Source organism: Pseudomonas kribbensis, from assembly GCF_003352185.1.
In the GTDB taxonomy this organism is placed as follows: domain Bacteria; phylum Pseudomonadota; class Gammaproteobacteria; order Pseudomonadales; family Pseudomonadaceae; genus Aquipseudomonas; species Aquipseudomonas kribbensis.
In genome coordinates this window covers 2,275,223-2,288,742 of sequence record NZ_CP029608.1, presented here as the reverse complement: position 1 = coordinate 2,288,742, position 13,520 = coordinate 2,275,223, and the positions used below count along the sequence as shown (strand labels likewise).

The window sequence follows — 13,520 nt, the reverse complement described above, 5'->3', positions numbered from 1 at the left end:
CAGTAATTTTTTAAATAATTGATTTATATAGTTTTTTATTTATTACGAGGCGATCTCTGAACATTAGGCACGACAACACGATTCGCCGAACACTATCATTGGATATCGTCATTTATCTTTTGAGATAGCCATGCAAAACAAGCGCACTGTTGCCATCGGTTTCATCGGAGCAACCCTCGATCGCGTAGGCAAAGGCGCCAATCGCTGGAACCATTGGCGCCCGAGCGTGGGCCTGTGCCAGCAGCCGGATGTGCTGATCCATCGGCTGGAGTTGATTCACGGTACTGACGCCCGAGACATCAGCCTTGCCGAACGGGTTCGCCAAGACATTCGCCAGGTATCGCCTGAAACCGAGGTCTGCCTGCACCCGATGGCGCTGCGCAACCCGTGGGATTTCGAGGAGGTCTACGGCGCGCTGCACGACTTCACCACCGAATACACCTTCGATACCGAGCGTGAGGACTATCTGGTCCACATCACCACCGGTACCCACGTTGCGCAGATCTGCTGGTTCCTGCTGACCGAGGCGCGCTACCTGCCGGCACGACTGATCCAGACCTCCCCCGCCCGCCGCAAGAGCGAAGATGAGCCCGCTACCGGTACCCACGCGCTGATCGATCTGGATTTGTCACGCTACGATCGCATTGCCACTCGCTTTACCAACAAGCGGCTGGAAGGCCTGGAGTTTCTTAAATCCGGCATCGCCACACGCAACGCCGCGTTCAACCGTTCCATCGAACAGATTGAACGCGTCGCTGTGCGCTCGAAAGCGCCGATGCTGCTGATTGGCCCGACCGGAGCTGGCAAATCCTTCCTCGCCCGGCGGATCTATGAGCTCAAACGCGGCCGCCACCAGATGCAGGGACGCTTCGTTGAAGTGAACTGCGCCACCCTGCGCGGCGACGGTGCGATGTCCGCGCTGTTCGGCCACGTCAAAGGCGCCTTCACTGGCGCGCAAAATGCCCGCGACGGCCTGTTGCGCGCCGCCGACGGTGGCATGTTGTTTCTCGATGAAATCGGCGAACTGGGCGCAGACGAACAAGCCATGCTGCTCAAGGCCATTGAAGAGAAGCGCTTCTTCCCGCTCGGTTCGGACAAGGAAGTCGACAGCGACTTTCTGATTATCGCCGGCACCCACCGCGATCTGCGCAGCCGTGTCGCTGAAGGCTTGTTTCGGGAAGATCTCTACGCACGAATCAACCTCTGGACGTTTGACCTGCCAGGCCTGGCGGGTCGGCGCGAAGACATCGAACCGAACATCGACTTCGAACTTGAACGCCACGCGCGCGAACACGGCCAACTGGTACGCTTCAACCTCGAAGCGCGAAGGCGCTATCTGGCCTTTGCCAGCTCACGCGAAGCGGCATGGCTTGGCAACTTTCGCGAACTGTCAGCCTCGATCACACGCATGGCAACACTGGCCGACAGCGGGCGAATTGATGAAGTGCAGGTACAGGAAGAAATTGATCGACTTCGTTATGCCTGGGGACTGAAGCAACCGGGACGAATGACGGACGATTTGCCGGGAGACGCCGAAGGCATGGACCTGTTTGACCGATTGCAATTGAAGGCCGTACTGGCAGTGTGTAGAGAGTCAGATAGCTTGTCGGATGCCGGCAGACGCTTGTTCGGCATATCGCGCCAGGCGAAGGCACAACCCAATGATGCGGACCGATTGAGAAAGTATCTGGGACGGTTTGGAATTGAATGGAGCCAGGTGACCGATGCCAAAGAATCAGCCGCAAAGTAAAACGGCGGCAACAGCTGCCGAGATAGAGCGCTCGATCCAGGCCCTGAACAACATGGCAGAACGTCTTTGGGGCGATGGACGCGAGTCCGAGGCCAAGGCACTCCTTGACGCTCTGGATGCGCTAAATCGTGCACTCGACAGAATCAGGATTGGAGAAAGTCGCAGGGCTGCGACGCTCCATTAAGATGAACGCCAAGACAGTCAACAGAACCTGGGACAATCTACAACAGCATGAATCACTTGCGCTCGGAAGACCGGCCGATTTCCTCGCGAGTCGGCATGGTCCAGTCCGAGGGGCGCCGCTCGTAAATAGAGCCTTCACGATCATGGCCGTCGTAACCGAACATCAGCAAATACAATCCAAACGCTGTTGCAGCCAATATCGCCCTGCCAACCGGGCTGGCATCTTTAGCTAAACCACCCGGCCCAATGGCCACCCAACCGCCCCGCAGGTAAGCGAAGACGGCTTGCATAAACCAAGCTTGCATCGCCAGAGACAGCCAGAAAAGTCTCCATTCTCCCGTGTAGCGCACAAAGGCATTCACCAGAGCCGCTGCAACCATCAAAGTTAGTATCAGATAGCGAAAGCGCTTGAGGAACGTCAAAGGATGGTTCGTGTGCTCCATGACTTTCACTGCCTCCAAGTTTTGCCGGCACACTCTGATTTTCCGGTATAGGCCGTTTCTGGCGATTCTGATCAGCAGTTTTGGGCGAAAAAGGAAATGAACGGCCAACTGTGGAACAAAGGCGAAAAGAAGTCCCGCAAATGCCACACACATGAAAAAGCCCAACTCGCTAAAGTTGGGCTAAGTCATTGAATTATATGGTCGGGACGGAGTGATTCGAACACTCGACCCCTAGCACCCCATGCTAGTGCGCTACCGGACTGCGCTACGCCCCGACTAGGTTTGAAACCCGCTCTCCATCTCGAAGAACGCTCAAGAATATATCGCAAGCTTTTGAAAACTGGAAGTATTTAAAAGCAGGAAATTATTTCTTGAGAACCACCAGAACATCTTCAAGCTCGGCGATCATCTGGCGGATCATTTGCTTGTATTGGGTTGTATCGTCTTTGGCTTCATCACCGGACAGGCGCAGACGCGCACCGCCGATGGTGAACCCTTGATCGTAAAGGAGCGCGCGGATCTGCCGGATCATCAGCACGTCCTGGCGCTGATAATACCGGCGGTTTCCGCGGCGTTTGACGGGGTTGAGCTGAGGAAACTCCTGCTCCCAGTAGCGCAGCACGTGCGGCTTTACCGCACACAGCTCGCTGACTTCACCAATGGTGAAGTAGCGTTTGCCCGGGATGACGGGTAGTTCGTCGTTATGACTTGGTTCCAGCATAAGCCTCAACTCGGGCCTTCAACTTCTGCCCTGGACGAAAGGTGACCACACGGCGAGCCGTGATCGGGATTTCTTCCCCCGTTTTCGGGTTGCGGCCAGGCCGCTGGCGTTTGTCCCGAAGGTCGAAATTGCCGAAACCCGACAATTTGACCTGCTCGTTGTCTTCAAGAGCGTGCCTGATTTCCTCGAAAAACAGTTCGACCAATTCCTTGGCTTCCCGCTTGTTCAGGCCCAGCTCTTCATACAGACGTTCCGCCATCTCAGCTTTCGTCAAAGCCCCCATACGTCACTTCCTTAACGTGGCGTTCAACCTTTGTTCGAGCGAGGTGAGGATATTTTGCGTCGTCGAATTCACCTCATCGTCATTAAGAGTGCGCGATGGATGCTGCCAGGTCAAGCCGACTGCAAGGCTTTTTCTATCAGGATCAATACCTTTACCCTGATACACGTCAAATAGCCTGAGGTCTGTCAGCCATTCGCCTGCATTTTCACGGATTACATCCAGTACAGCCGAGGCCGCAACGTCTTTGTGCGCAATCAGTGCAAGGTCACGACGCACTTCAGGAAAGCGCGACAACTCGTGGAATTTCGGCATTTTACCCAGGGCGACTTCAGCCAGAACCAGCTCGAAGACAAAGACCGGACGGTCGAGACCGAGGGATTTCGACAGTTCAGGGTGAATCGCACCGATAAAGCCGACTTCACGCCCTTCACGCTCGATGCGTGCGGTTTGACCCGGGTGCAGCGCCGGGTGCTTGCCCGGAGTGAAAGTGAACGAATCCAGCGCACCGGCAAAACCCAGCACCGCTTCCACGTCAGCCTTGACATCGAAGAAGTCGACGGTATCGCGACCTTGCGCCCAGCCTTCCGGCAGACGGCTACCGCAGACGACACCGGCCAGCATCGGCTCCTGCTTCAGGCCTTCCAGCTGACCGACGAAGCGCAGACCGCTCTCAAACAGACGGACGCGATCCTGCTGACGATTCAGGTTGTGCTGCAGCGCCTTGACCAGACCCGGCCACAGCGACGAACGCATGGCGGCCATGTCATTGGAGATCGGATTCGCCAACAGCAGCGGCTCGACACCTGGATTGAACAGCTCGAATTGCTTTGGATCGATGAAGCTATAGGTGATCGCTTCCTGATAACCGCGAGCGACCAGCAGACGACGCAGTTCCGGTAGATCGCTGCGCGCTTCAGCCTTGGCTTGCGGCGCCAGACGAGCTTGCGGGTAACGAACAGGCAGACGGTTGTAACCGTACAGACGCGCCAGCTCTTCGATCAGATCGACTTCCAGGCTGATATCGAAGCGATGGCTCGGCACTTCTACGCGCCATTGCCCTGCCCCGTCGGCGGAAACCTTCAGACCCAAAGCGTTGAGCAGACGCTCGACTTCGGCCGAATTCATTTCCATGCCCAGCATCTGGGTGATGCGCTGAGCACGCAGAGTGATCGGCGCGATCGACGGCAAGTGCTGCTCGCTGACGGTTTCGATGATCGGGCCGGCTTCGCCACCGGTGATTTCCAGCAGCAGGCCAGTGGCGCGCTCCATGGCTTCACGGGCCAGTTGCCAGTCCACGCCACGCTCGTAGCGGTGCGAAGCATCAGTGTGCAGACCGTAGGAGCGAGCCTTGCCCGCCACAGCGATCTGGTCGAAGAACGCACTCTCCAGGAACACGTCGCGAGTGGTCGCGGAAACACCGCTGTGCTCGCCACCCATCACACCGGCAATGGCCAGAGCGCGAGTGTGGTCGGCGATCACCAGCGTATCGCTACGCAGGCTGACTTCCTGACCGTCGAGCAGAACGAGCTTCTCGCCCTCTTCCGCCATGCGCACACGAATGCCGCCGTTGATTTCCGCGAGGTCGAAAGCGTGCAGCGGCTGACCCAGTTCAAGCATCACGTAGTTGGTGATGTCGACGGCGGCGTCAATACTGCGGACTTCAGCGCGACGCAGGCGCTCAACCATCCACAGCGGCGTAGGCTTGGACAGGTCAACATTGCGGATGACTCGACCCAGGTAACGCGGACACGCAGCAGGCGCCAGCACTTCTACCGAGCGCACTTCGTCATGTACTGCCGGAACGGTCATCACCACCGGACGAGTGACTGGAGTGTCGTACAACGCACCCACTTCACGAGCCAGACCGGCCAGGGACAGGCAGTCACCGCGGTTCGGGGTCAGGTCGACCTCGATGCTGGCGTCTTCCAGATCCAGATAAACGCGGAAATCTTCGCCCACCGGCGCATCGGCCGGCAGTTCCATCAGACCGTCATTGCCTTCACCGACCTGCAGCTCGGATTGCGAGCACAGCATGCCGTTGGACTCGACGCCACGCAGCTTGGCCTTCTTGATCTTGAAGTCGCCCGGCAGCTCGGCACCGATCATGGCGAACGGAATCTTCAGGCCCGGACGCACGTTTGGCGCACCGCACACGACCTGGAAAGTTTCCGCACCATTGCTCACCTGGCACACACGCAGCTTGTCGGCGTCAGGGTGTTGTTCGGTACTCAGAACCTCACCCACCACTACACCACTGAATGCACCGGCGGCCGGCGTAACGCTATCGACCTCAAGACCGGCCATCGACAGACGGGCAACCAGCTCGTCGCGATTTACCTGCGGGCTGACCCAGCCACGCAGCCATTGTTCACTGAATTTCATCCTGCTCTCCTAAGAATTCGTTACGACTAGCGAAATTGCGCGAGGAACCGCAAGTCGTTGTCGAAGAACAGACGCAAGTCGTTCACGCCGTAACGCAGCATGGCCAGACGCTCGACGCCCATGCCGAAGGCAAAGCCCGAGAACTCTTCCGGGTCGATCCCGGACATGCGCAGCACATTCGGGTGAACCATGCCGCAGCCCATCACTTCCAGCCAGCCGGTCTGCTTGCAGACACGGCATCCTTTACCGCTGCACATCACGCATTCCATGTCGACTTCAGCGGATGGCTCGGTGAACGGGAAGTAGGAAGGACGGAAACGTACCGCCAGTTCTTTTTCGAAGAACACCCGCAGGAACTCTTCAATAGTCCCTTTCAGGTCGGCGAAATTGATGTCGCGATCGACCAGCAGGCCTTCGACCTGGTGGAACATCGGCGAGTGAGTGATATCGGAGTCGCTGCGATACACACGGCCTGGGCAGACGATGCGGATCGGCGGCTGCTGCGATTCCATGGTGCGGACCTGTACCGGGGAGGTATGGGTGCGCAACAGCATGTTCGCGTTGAAATAGAAGGTGTCGTGCATCGACCGGGCCGGGTGATGGCCAGGGATGTTGAGCGCCTCGAAGTTGTGATAATCGTCTTCGACCTCAGGGCCTTCGGCAATGCCGTAGCCGATGCGGGTGAAGAACTGTTCGATACGTTCCAGAGTCCGGGTTACCGGATGCAGACCACCGGAGGTCTGGCCACGGCCCGGCAGGGTTACGTCAATGGACTCGGCGGACAGTTTGGCAGCCAGTTCGGCTTCCTCGAACAGAGCCATGCGCGCATTGAGAACGCCTGTGACACGTTCCTTGGCAACGTTGATCAGGGCGCCGACCTGCGGACGCTCCTCTGCCGGCAAATTCCCCAGGGTCTTCATCACCTGAGTCAATTCACCCTTTTTGCCAAGGTATTGAACCCGGATTTGCTCCAGGGCATTGATATCTTCAGCGCTTTGCACAGCCTCTAGTGCTTGAGAGACCAGCGCATCCAGGTTTTCCATGTACAGACTCCAGATACAAAATAGGGGAAGAGCTTGAAGGCTCTTCCCCTATTTATGACGTTTACCACCTGACCCCACAGAGGTGAGGCCGGGTGACTGTCGGGGGTACTTAAGCCAAGGTGGCTTTAGCTTTCTCGACAATCGCGGCAAACACCGCTTTTTCGTTCACTGCCAGATCAGCCAGAACCTTACGGTCGATCTCGATGGACGCTTTTTTCAGGCCAGCGATGAAACGGCTGTAGGACAGACCGTTAACACGAGCACCAGCGTTGATACGAGCGATCCACAGAGCGCGGAACTGACGTTTTTTCTGACGACGGTCACGGTAGGCGTATTGGCCTGCCTTGATTACCGCTTGCTTGGCAACACGGAATACGCGCGAGCGAGCGCCGTAGTAGCCTTTAGCAAGTTTCAGAATTTTTTTGTGACGTTTACGGGCAATGACGCCACGCTTTACACGAGCCATGAGTTACTTCCTCTATTCTTGATCCAAAAATTAACGAAGGCGCAGCATGCGCTCGACTTTTGCCACGTCAGACGGATGCAGCAAGCTGCTACCGCGCAGTTGACGCTTACGCTTGGTCGACATTTTGGTCAGGATGTGGCTCTTGAAAGCGTGCTTGTGCTTGATACCGTTAGCAGTTTTCAGAAACCGCTTAGCAGCACCACTTTTGGTTTTCATCTTTGGCATGTTCGGATACTCCGCATTCAGTTGATAAACATAATCAGAAGGCCTGCCGTGCCCTGTTGATTACTTCTTCTTTTTCGGGGCGATGACCATGATCAGCTGGCGTCCTTCCATCTTAGGATGCTGTTCGACCGAACCGTACTCGAGCAGGTCTTGTTCAACCCGCTTGAGGAGTTCCATCCCCAGCTCCTGGTGGGCCATCTCACGGCCGCGGAATCGCAAGGATACCTTGGCCCTGTCCCCGTCACTCAGGAAACGTACCAGGTTGCGCAGTTTTACCTGGTAATCCCCTTCCTCCGTCCCTGGACGAAACTTGATTTCTTTTACCTGAATCTGCTTCTGGTTCTTCTTCGCCGCAGCAATCTGCTTCTTCTTTTCGAAGATCGACTTGCCGTAGTCCATCACACGGCAAACCGGTGGGACTGCGTCTGCAGAGATTTCTACCAGATCAAGCTTTGCTTCTTCAGCGATACGAAGCGCTTCATCAATCGAGACGATGCCAATCTGCTCGCCGTCAGCGCCAATTAACCGAACCTCGCGTGCCGAGATATTCTCGTTGATCGGGGCTTTCGGTGCAGTTCGTTTATCTTGTCTCATTTCACGCTTAATAATAATTACTCCGAATCTGGGCGACCACGCCGGGAAACCGCTTGCGCGAGAAACTCAGCGAACTGGGCGACGGGCATCGAGCCCAGGTCAGCACCTTCACGAGTACGCACAGCGACAGTCTGCATCTCGACTTCCTTATCCCCAATAACCAAGAGATATGGAACCTTGAGCAAAGTATGCTCGCGGATTTTAAAGCCGATCTTTTCATTTCTCAAGTCAGACTTGGCACGAAACCCGCTTTCGTTGAGAGTTTTTTCGACCTGAGCAACAAAATCTGCCTGTTTATCAGTGATATTCATGATCACTGCCTGGGTCGGCGCCAGCCACGCAGGGAATGCACCTTCGTAGTGCTCGATCAGAATCCCGACGAAACGCTCGAACGAACCGAGGATCGCACGGTGCAACATGACCGGATGCTTGCGGCTGTTGTCTTCGGAGACGTATTCGGCACCGAGACGCACTGGCAGGTTGAAATCGAGCTGCAAAGTACCACATTGCCACACGCGACCGAGGCAATCTTTCAGCGAGAATTCAATCTTCGGACCATAGAAAGCGCCCTCACCCGGCTGCAGGTCGTACGGAAGGCCCGCGCTATCAAGGGCCGCGGCCAAAGCTGCTTCGGCGCGATCCCACAGTTCGTCGGAACCAACGCGTTTTTCCGGACGAGTGGACAGTTTCATTTCGACATCGGTGAAGCCGAAGTCGCGGTAAACATCCATGGTCAGCTTGATGAACGCAGCGGATTCGGCCTGCATCTGCTCTTCGGTGCAGAAAATGTGGGCGTCGTCCTGAGTGAATGCACGCACGCGCATGATGCCGTGCAGCGCACCCGACGGCTCGTTACGGTGGCAGGCACCGAACTCGGCCAGACGCATCGGCAGCTCGCGGTAGCTCTTCAGACCCTGGTTGAACACTTGCACGTGGCAAGGACAGTTCATCGGCTTGATCGCGTAGTCGCGGCTTTCCGACTCGGTGGTGAACATGTTGTCAGCGTAGTTGGCCCAGTGACCGGACTTTTCCCACAGGCTACGGTCAACGACTTGCGGCGTCTTGATCTCTAGATAGCCGTTGTCACGCTGCACCTTGCGCATGTACTGCTCGAGTACCTGGTACAGAGTCCAGCCATTCGGGTGCCAGAACACCATGCCCGGCGCTTCTTCCTGGGTGTGGAACAGGCCCAGACGCTTGCCGATCTTGCGGTGATCGCGCTTTTCAGCTTCTTCGATTCGCTGGATGTACGCTGCCAACTGCTTCTTGTCAGCCCAGGCGGTGCCGTAAACGCGCTGCAATTGCTCGTTCTTGGCATCACCGCGCCAGTAGGCACCGGACAGCTTGGTCAACTTGAAGGATTTCAGGAAGCGAGTGTTCGGCACGTGCGGACCGCGGCACATGTCGACATATTCTTCGTGATAGTACAGACCCATGGCCTGTTCGTTCGGCATGTCCTCGACCAGACGCAGCTTGTAGTCTTCGCCGCGAGCCTTGAACACTTCGATCACTTCGGCACGCGGAGTGACTTTCTTGATGACGTCGTATTCGGTATCGATCAGCTGTTGCATGCGCTGTTCGATGGCAGTCATGTCGTCCGGAGTAAAAGGACGCTCGAAGGCGATGTCGTAATAGAAGCCTTCGTCAATGACCGGACCGATGACCATTTTGGCCGTCGGGTACAGCTGCTTGACCGCGTGGCCAACCAGGTGGGCGCAAGAGTGGCGAATGATCTCCAGCCCCTCTTCATCCTTTGGCGTGATGATTTGCAGCGTTGCGTCGCTGTCGATGATGTCGCTGGCGTCGACCAGCTTGCCGTTCACCTTGCCGGCCAGGGTGGCCTTGGCCAGGCCTGCACCGATGGATGCGGCGACCTCGGCTACGGAAACCGGGTGATCGAATGAACGTTGACTGCCGTCGGGAAGAGTAATAGTTGGCATGGCGCCTCCTCTCCTAGTGGTGACCCCTACCAAAGGTCACGTGGGTTGGGATGAGCCAGTACAAGATCCGATCCAGGCCATTCAATGACGAACGCCTGCCTTACAGCGGCAGGAGCCTTGCGGCCAACCGGAAAACCGAACCAGAGTGACTGGGATTCAAATCAGAGTATTCGTACGCCGCCACTGCCGGGACTGAAGGTCATCCGGAGCCTGCGAACGCCCGAGTCGGCCATGCTAGCACAGATGAACGGTCACACACGCACTCTGGTTTTACCGGCAGGCAAATCGTCAGTTTTATGCCAGAGTGATGAACTTGATCGGCCACTCAGCCATCAGATAACAAGACATCGACCCACAAGGAGCATCCTCGCATGCGTCTGAACACCCTATTCGCCGCAGTCGTCCCTTTAGTTCTGCTGTTGCCGCTGAGCGCGCAGGCTGCCTGGCCGAAAGGCGTCAAAGAGCAATACATGAACGACTGCACAAAAGCGGCCAGCCAAAGCGTCAACCCGACCGTAGCCAAACAACACTGCACCTGTGGCGCTGATGTCCTGGAGAAGAAATTCACCACCCAGGAAATCTCTCAGCTGATGGACAAGAACACCCCGCCGAGCGGTGAGCTGGGTCAGCGCGCGCTGAAGGAAATCTCGGTTTGCCGAGTGCAGAAATAGACCCTGGCGAGCGGATTTACGGGCATTCAGCGAGCGAAAAACGGCCAGAATGCCCCTGAATCCGATATTTTATGCAGGTTTTATAGCTTTTTTTACACCCCGCCGAATTGGCTGAAAGCCTCTGAAACCGGGGGTTACAGACATTCAAACTGTCGAAGCGTCTGCAATATGAAAGCAAACAGCACGTCCGGGGGGCTACCAAAGCGAACATTTCGACTATGATACCCCGGTGTGCCCAGTTGGCCTGAGCAGCACAGTACTACTGAAAATATATGTTTCTTGGAGATACACCATGTCTAATCGCCAAACCGGCACCGTTAAATGGTTCAACGATGAAAAAGGCTTCGGCTTCATCACTCCTCAAGGTGGCGGTGACGACCTGTTCGTACACTTCAAAGCTATCGAATCCGACGGTTTCAAAAGCCTGAAAGAAGGCCAGACCGTTTCCTTCGTGGCTGAGAAAGGCCAAAAGGGTATGCAAGCTGCACAAGTTCGCCCAGAGTAATTTCCCGGCGCACTAAAAAAACCCCGTCCATGTGACGGGGTTTTTTATGCGCGTGACAAAAGTCTGTACAACTCAGCCACAGCTGGCCCGAGTGATCACCAGATTGTTGTCGGTATTGAGGTTCAGCCGATCAGACCGGTACTCAAGGGTGATCATGTCGTCAGGCTTGAGGAATCGGGCATTCTGCGCGCCGGCCTTTTTGCGCGCCTGCTCCAGCAATTCCGGCGAAGCCTTTTTGCCGACGGCGAACTCTGCAGCGGTTGCCTCGCAACGACTGTGGCCGGTTTCGGTTGCCACGGGATCCTTCTGCGACTCGCTGGACGTGGTAGTGCAGCCAGCCAGCATGGCAACTGCCATCAGAGTACCCAGTGACGCGAGCTTCCAAGGCATGAAGCCTCCTTTTTTCAATAGTTGAGCGAACATCGTGCGACCGCCAATACAGCGTTTGGTTTCATGACCTGCGCCACTCCCCTGCCCCACGATCAGAAAAACGGCGAGTTTGCCTCAGCAACGCCCGATCCTTCTTCATACAATCGTCACTGAATATGACCAGTGCTCAGTAGACATCAATGTAGTCAAAGGGCGGATTCGGCCAGTTGTCCTTGAGCGCATTGAAGATTTGCATCACCCAGACCTCGTCACTGGCCGCAACGTTGCCCACATAACCCGAGCCCTTGGCCCAGGTCTCCAGGCGAAACGACAAGCCATCGATAGCCTGGCCACCCGTGACGCCCGAAGAGATATATGCAATGCCGCCCTTGGTCACGCGTAACTGGGTGTGCTCATCGTCGCTGGCCGAAGCCAGCATCAGACGCACGGCGTCCAGCGTCAGGCCGTCGGGGGAATTCAAATCGATCTGCACAGCTCAGGCCCCTGGTTATTTCGAAGACGACCAAGTGTCGCATAGCCTTGCGCTCATGCCTAAGTCGCAGTGCCAAACACCGGACAAAGTGGTTAACTCAAGACTCCAGTCCCGCAACCTTCCGAGCCCATCATGACGACCGTAAGCATCTCAGCCGACATCAAGGCCCACTGGCCACAAGGCCATAGCTCTTACAGTCCGGGCAGCCCGGAGGAATTGGCATTGATCAGCATCGACCTGCTGGTCAAGACACTGGGAACACAAGCCGCGCAATCATTTATTGCCCAGCTGTTCGAGAAGTATCCGGATGACTTCAAAGGCACATCGGACATCGAGAAAGAATAAAAAAGGCCCGCAGGCTGGCACCTGCGGGCCTGTTGCTTACTTCAGACGCTTCAGGCGTTCGGTCAACAGATCGAAGAAGCCCTGAGCATCACCATTTTCCACCCAGAAGGCATTTTTCGGGGCTTTCAGGCCGTCATACCAGTCGACGATGGTCTGCCCGAAGGTCGGACCTTCACGGCTATCAACCACCACATTCACCGAACGGCCGGTGAACAGCTCTGGTTTGAGCAGGTAAGCCACGACAGTGGCGTCATGCACCGGACCACCCGGAATACCGTAGTGTTCCATATCGCCCTTGATGTACTCGTTGAGGATATCGCCGACAATCTTGCTCGCGTTGTTGTTCAGCGCCGCGATCTGCTTCAGGCGTGCATCGCTGGTGAGAATCTTGTGGGTTACATCCAGCGGCAGGTAAGTCAGTTTCACGCCGCTCTTGAGCACGACCTCAGCCGCTTGCGGATCGGCGTACAGGTTGAATTCGGCCACTGGCGTGATGTTGCCACCGTTGAAGTGCGCGCCACCCATGATGACCACTTCCTTGATGCCCTGAACGATCTCCGGCTCCTGGATCAGCGCCAGTGCCAGGTTGGTTTGTGGACCCAGCATGGCAATGGTGATGCTGTGCGGCTTGGCTTTTTTCAGGGTGTCGATCAGGTAGTTGACCGCATTGCCTTCAGCCAGGCCTTTTTTCGGCTCATGCACGGTGACACCCGACAGGCCTTCCTTGCCATGGATGTTCTCGGCGTAGATCGGAGTGCGCATCAACGGCCTCGGTGCACCGGCGTAAACCGGCACCTCTTCACGCCCGGCCCACTCGCGGGCCAGTCGCGCATTGCGTGATGTCTTGTCGAGACGCACGTTGCCAGCCACGGTGGTCAGCGCGCGAATGTTCAGCTCCTCCGGCGATGCCAGAGCAAACAAAAGGGCCACCACATCATCGGCACCCGGATCGGTATCGATGATCAGATCGATCTTTTCCGCCGCCTGGGCGCCGGTTGCGGTTATCACGGACAAAAGCAGCAGGCTCCGGATCAGTTGGTGAATTTTTTGAGCATAGCGGTGCATGGCGCATTCCTTGTGCATTTGAAATCAGAAAAGGGACTGAGC

General features: G+C 56.4%; 17 protein-coding genes and 1 tRNA gene. 5 read left to right on the top strand and 13 right to left on the bottom strand.

Translation table 11 applies throughout. The features are described 5' to 3' along the window. Nucleotides 1-130 precede the first annotated feature (130 nt). Nucleotides 131-1,750: an RNA repair transcriptional activator RtcR gene (rtcR, locus tag DLD99_RS10575; RefSeq protein WP_114882132.1), complete on the top strand. Its 1,620-nt coding sequence runs from the start codon at nucleotides 131-133 to the stop codon at nucleotides 1,748-1,750. Then, nucleotides 1,725-1,934 carry a hypothetical protein gene (locus DLD99_RS29375; protein WP_114882131.1) on the top strand — a complete coding sequence of 70 codons (210 nt, stop codon included), beginning with the start codon at nucleotides 1,725-1,727 and terminating at the stop codon, nucleotides 1,932-1,934. Before rtcR ends, DLD99_RS29375 begins: the two co-directional genes overlap by 26 nt. 52 nt (nucleotides 1,935-1,986) lie before the next feature. Here the strand turns inward: DLD99_RS29375 and DLD99_RS10565 are convergent, their stop codons facing one another. The 10 genes from DLD99_RS10565 to thrS form a co-directional block, all read right to left on the bottom strand. Beyond that, the gene (locus DLD99_RS10565) at nucleotides 1,987-2,529 is read right to left on the bottom strand and encodes a hypothetical protein (RefSeq protein ID WP_244220786.1); all 543 of its coding nucleotides are present in this window, start codon (nucleotides 2,527-2,529) and stop codon (nucleotides 1,987-1,989) included. A gap of 45 nt (nucleotides 2,530-2,574) precedes the next feature. Then, nucleotides 2,575-2,651, bottom strand: a tRNA-Pro gene (locus DLD99_RS10560). Between the two features lie 89 nt (nucleotides 2,652-2,740). Continuing rightward, entirely contained in the window at nucleotides 2,741-3,097 is a 357-nt protein-coding gene (locus DLD99_RS10555; RefSeq protein WP_003179985.1) for a MerR family transcriptional regulator, read from the bottom strand. Then, nucleotides 3,078-3,380 carry an integration host factor subunit alpha gene (gene ihfA / locus DLD99_RS10550; RefSeq protein ID WP_002553164.1) on the bottom strand — a complete coding sequence of 101 codons (303 nt, stop codon included), beginning with the start codon at nucleotides 3,378-3,380 and terminating at the stop codon, nucleotides 3,078-3,080. Before ihfA ends, DLD99_RS10555 begins: the two co-directional genes overlap by 20 nt. Before the next feature lie 3 nt (nucleotides 3,381-3,383). Then, nucleotides 3,384-5,762 (bottom strand): phenylalanine--tRNA ligase subunit beta, encoded by a 2,379-nt coding sequence (gene pheT / locus DLD99_RS10545; RefSeq protein WP_114882130.1) that lies wholly within the window; start codon nucleotides 5,760-5,762, stop codon nucleotides 3,384-3,386. A gap of 26 nt (nucleotides 5,763-5,788) precedes the next feature. Continuing rightward, nucleotides 5,789-6,805 (bottom strand): phenylalanine--tRNA ligase subunit alpha, encoded by a 1,017-nt coding sequence (gene pheS, locus DLD99_RS10540; RefSeq protein WP_085712031.1) that lies wholly within the window; start codon nucleotides 6,803-6,805, stop codon nucleotides 5,789-5,791. 109 nt (nucleotides 6,806-6,914) lie between these two features. After that, the gene (gene rplT / locus DLD99_RS10535; RefSeq protein WP_007913489.1) at nucleotides 6,915-7,271 is read right to left on the bottom strand and encodes a 50S ribosomal protein L20; all 357 of its coding nucleotides are present in this window, start codon (nucleotides 7,269-7,271) and stop codon (nucleotides 6,915-6,917) included. 30 nt (nucleotides 7,272-7,301) lie between these two features. Beyond that, nucleotides 7,302-7,496 (bottom strand): 50S ribosomal protein L35, encoded by a 195-nt coding sequence (gene rpmI / locus DLD99_RS10530; protein WP_002553160.1) that lies wholly within the window; start codon nucleotides 7,494-7,496, stop codon nucleotides 7,302-7,304. 60 nt (nucleotides 7,497-7,556) lie between these two features. Next, nucleotides 7,557-8,108, bottom strand: coding sequence for a translation initiation factor IF-3 (gene infC, locus DLD99_RS10525; RefSeq protein WP_170929631.1), 552 nt, complete (start codon nucleotides 8,106-8,108; stop codon nucleotides 7,557-7,559). Further along, entirely contained in the window at nucleotides 8,108-10,030 is a 1,923-nt protein-coding gene (gene thrS / locus DLD99_RS10520) for a threonine--tRNA ligase (RefSeq protein WP_085689202.1), read from the bottom strand. The genes infC and thrS overlap by 1 nt, the downstream gene beginning before the upstream one ends. 371 nt (nucleotides 10,031-10,401) lie before the next feature. On the opposite strand from thrS, the gene DLD99_RS10515 reads away from it, so the two are divergent. Continuing rightward, a complete protein-coding gene (locus DLD99_RS10515; RefSeq protein ID WP_085712030.1) occupies nucleotides 10,402-10,701 on the top strand; it encodes a hypothetical protein in 300 nt (99 codons plus the stop codon). Nucleotides 10,702-10,993: 292 nt separating this feature from the next. After that, nucleotides 10,994-11,206: a cold-shock protein gene (locus DLD99_RS10510; protein ID WP_003179963.1), complete on the top strand. Its 213-nt coding sequence runs from the start codon at nucleotides 10,994-10,996 to the stop codon at nucleotides 11,204-11,206. A 72-nt stretch (nucleotides 11,207-11,278) separates the two neighbouring features. Here DLD99_RS10510 and DLD99_RS10505 read toward each other — a convergent pair whose 3' ends face one another. Beyond that, a complete protein-coding gene (locus tag DLD99_RS10505; protein WP_114882129.1) occupies nucleotides 11,279-11,596 on the bottom strand; it encodes an I78 family peptidase inhibitor in 318 nt (105 codons plus the stop codon). 166 nt (nucleotides 11,597-11,762) lie between these two features. Continuing rightward, nucleotides 11,763-12,068, bottom strand: a complete 306-nt coding sequence (locus DLD99_RS10500; protein ID WP_114882128.1) for a hypothetical protein — start codon at nucleotides 12,066-12,068, stop codon at nucleotides 11,763-11,765. Nucleotides 12,069-12,200: 132 nt separating this feature from the next. Between DLD99_RS10500 and DLD99_RS10495 the strand changes: the two genes are divergently transcribed. Beyond that, entirely contained in the window at nucleotides 12,201-12,413 is a 213-nt protein-coding gene (locus DLD99_RS10495; protein ID WP_085712027.1) for a hypothetical protein, read from the top strand. A 36-nt stretch (nucleotides 12,414-12,449) separates the two neighbouring features. Here the strand turns inward: DLD99_RS10495 and DLD99_RS10490 are convergent, their stop codons facing one another. Further along, nucleotides 12,450-13,478, bottom strand: a complete 1,029-nt coding sequence (locus tag DLD99_RS10490; RefSeq protein ID WP_085712026.1) for a nucleoside hydrolase — start codon at nucleotides 13,476-13,478, stop codon at nucleotides 12,450-12,452. Between the last annotated feature and the right edge of the window lie 42 nt (nucleotides 13,479-13,520).

Coding starts and splice junctions, on each gene's coding strand:
- rtcR (WP_114882132.1), top strand. CDS start 131: ATGCAAAACAAGCGCACTGTTGCCATCGGTTTCATCGGAGCAACCCTC.
- DLD99_RS29375 (WP_114882131.1), top strand. CDS start 1,725: ATGCCAAAGAATCAGCCGCAAAGTAAAACGGCGGCAACAGCTGCCGAG.
- DLD99_RS10565 (WP_244220786.1), bottom strand. CDS start 2,529: ATGTGTGTGGCATTTGCGGGACTTCTTTTCGCCTTTGTTCCACAGTTG.
- DLD99_RS10555 (WP_003179985.1), bottom strand. CDS start 3,097: ATGCTGGAACCAAGTCATAACGACGAACTACCCGTCATCCCGGGCAAA.
- ihfA (WP_002553164.1), bottom strand. CDS start 3,380: ATGGGGGCTTTGACGAAAGCTGAGATGGCGGAACGTCTGTATGAAGAG.
- pheT (WP_114882130.1), bottom strand. CDS start 5,762: ATGAAATTCAGTGAACAATGGCTGCGTGGCTGGGTCAGCCCGCAGGTA.
- pheS (WP_085712031.1), bottom strand. CDS start 6,805: ATGGAAAACCTGGATGCGCTGGTCTCTCAAGCACTAGAGGCTGTGCAA.
- rplT (WP_007913489.1), bottom strand. CDS start 7,271: ATGGCTCGTGTAAAGCGTGGCGTCATTGCCCGTAAACGTCACAAAAAA.
- rpmI (WP_002553160.1), bottom strand. CDS start 7,496: ATGCCAAAGATGAAAACCAAAAGTGGTGCTGCTAAGCGGTTTCTGAAA.
- thrS (WP_085689202.1), bottom strand. CDS start 10,030: ATGCCAACTATTACTCTTCCCGACGGCAGTCAACGTTCATTCGATCAC.
- DLD99_RS10515 (WP_085712030.1), top strand. CDS start 10,402: ATGCGTCTGAACACCCTATTCGCCGCAGTCGTCCCTTTAGTTCTGCTG.
- DLD99_RS10510 (WP_003179963.1), top strand. CDS start 10,994: ATGTCTAATCGCCAAACCGGCACCGTTAAATGGTTCAACGATGAAAAA.
- DLD99_RS10505 (WP_114882129.1), bottom strand. CDS start 11,596: ATGCCTTGGAAGCTCGCGTCACTGGGTACTCTGATGGCAGTTGCCATG.
- DLD99_RS10495 (WP_085712027.1), top strand. CDS start 12,201: ATGACGACCGTAAGCATCTCAGCCGACATCAAGGCCCACTGGCCACAA.
- DLD99_RS10490 (WP_085712026.1), bottom strand. CDS start 13,478: ATGCACCGCTATGCTCAAAAAATTCACCAACTGATCCGGAGCCTGCTG.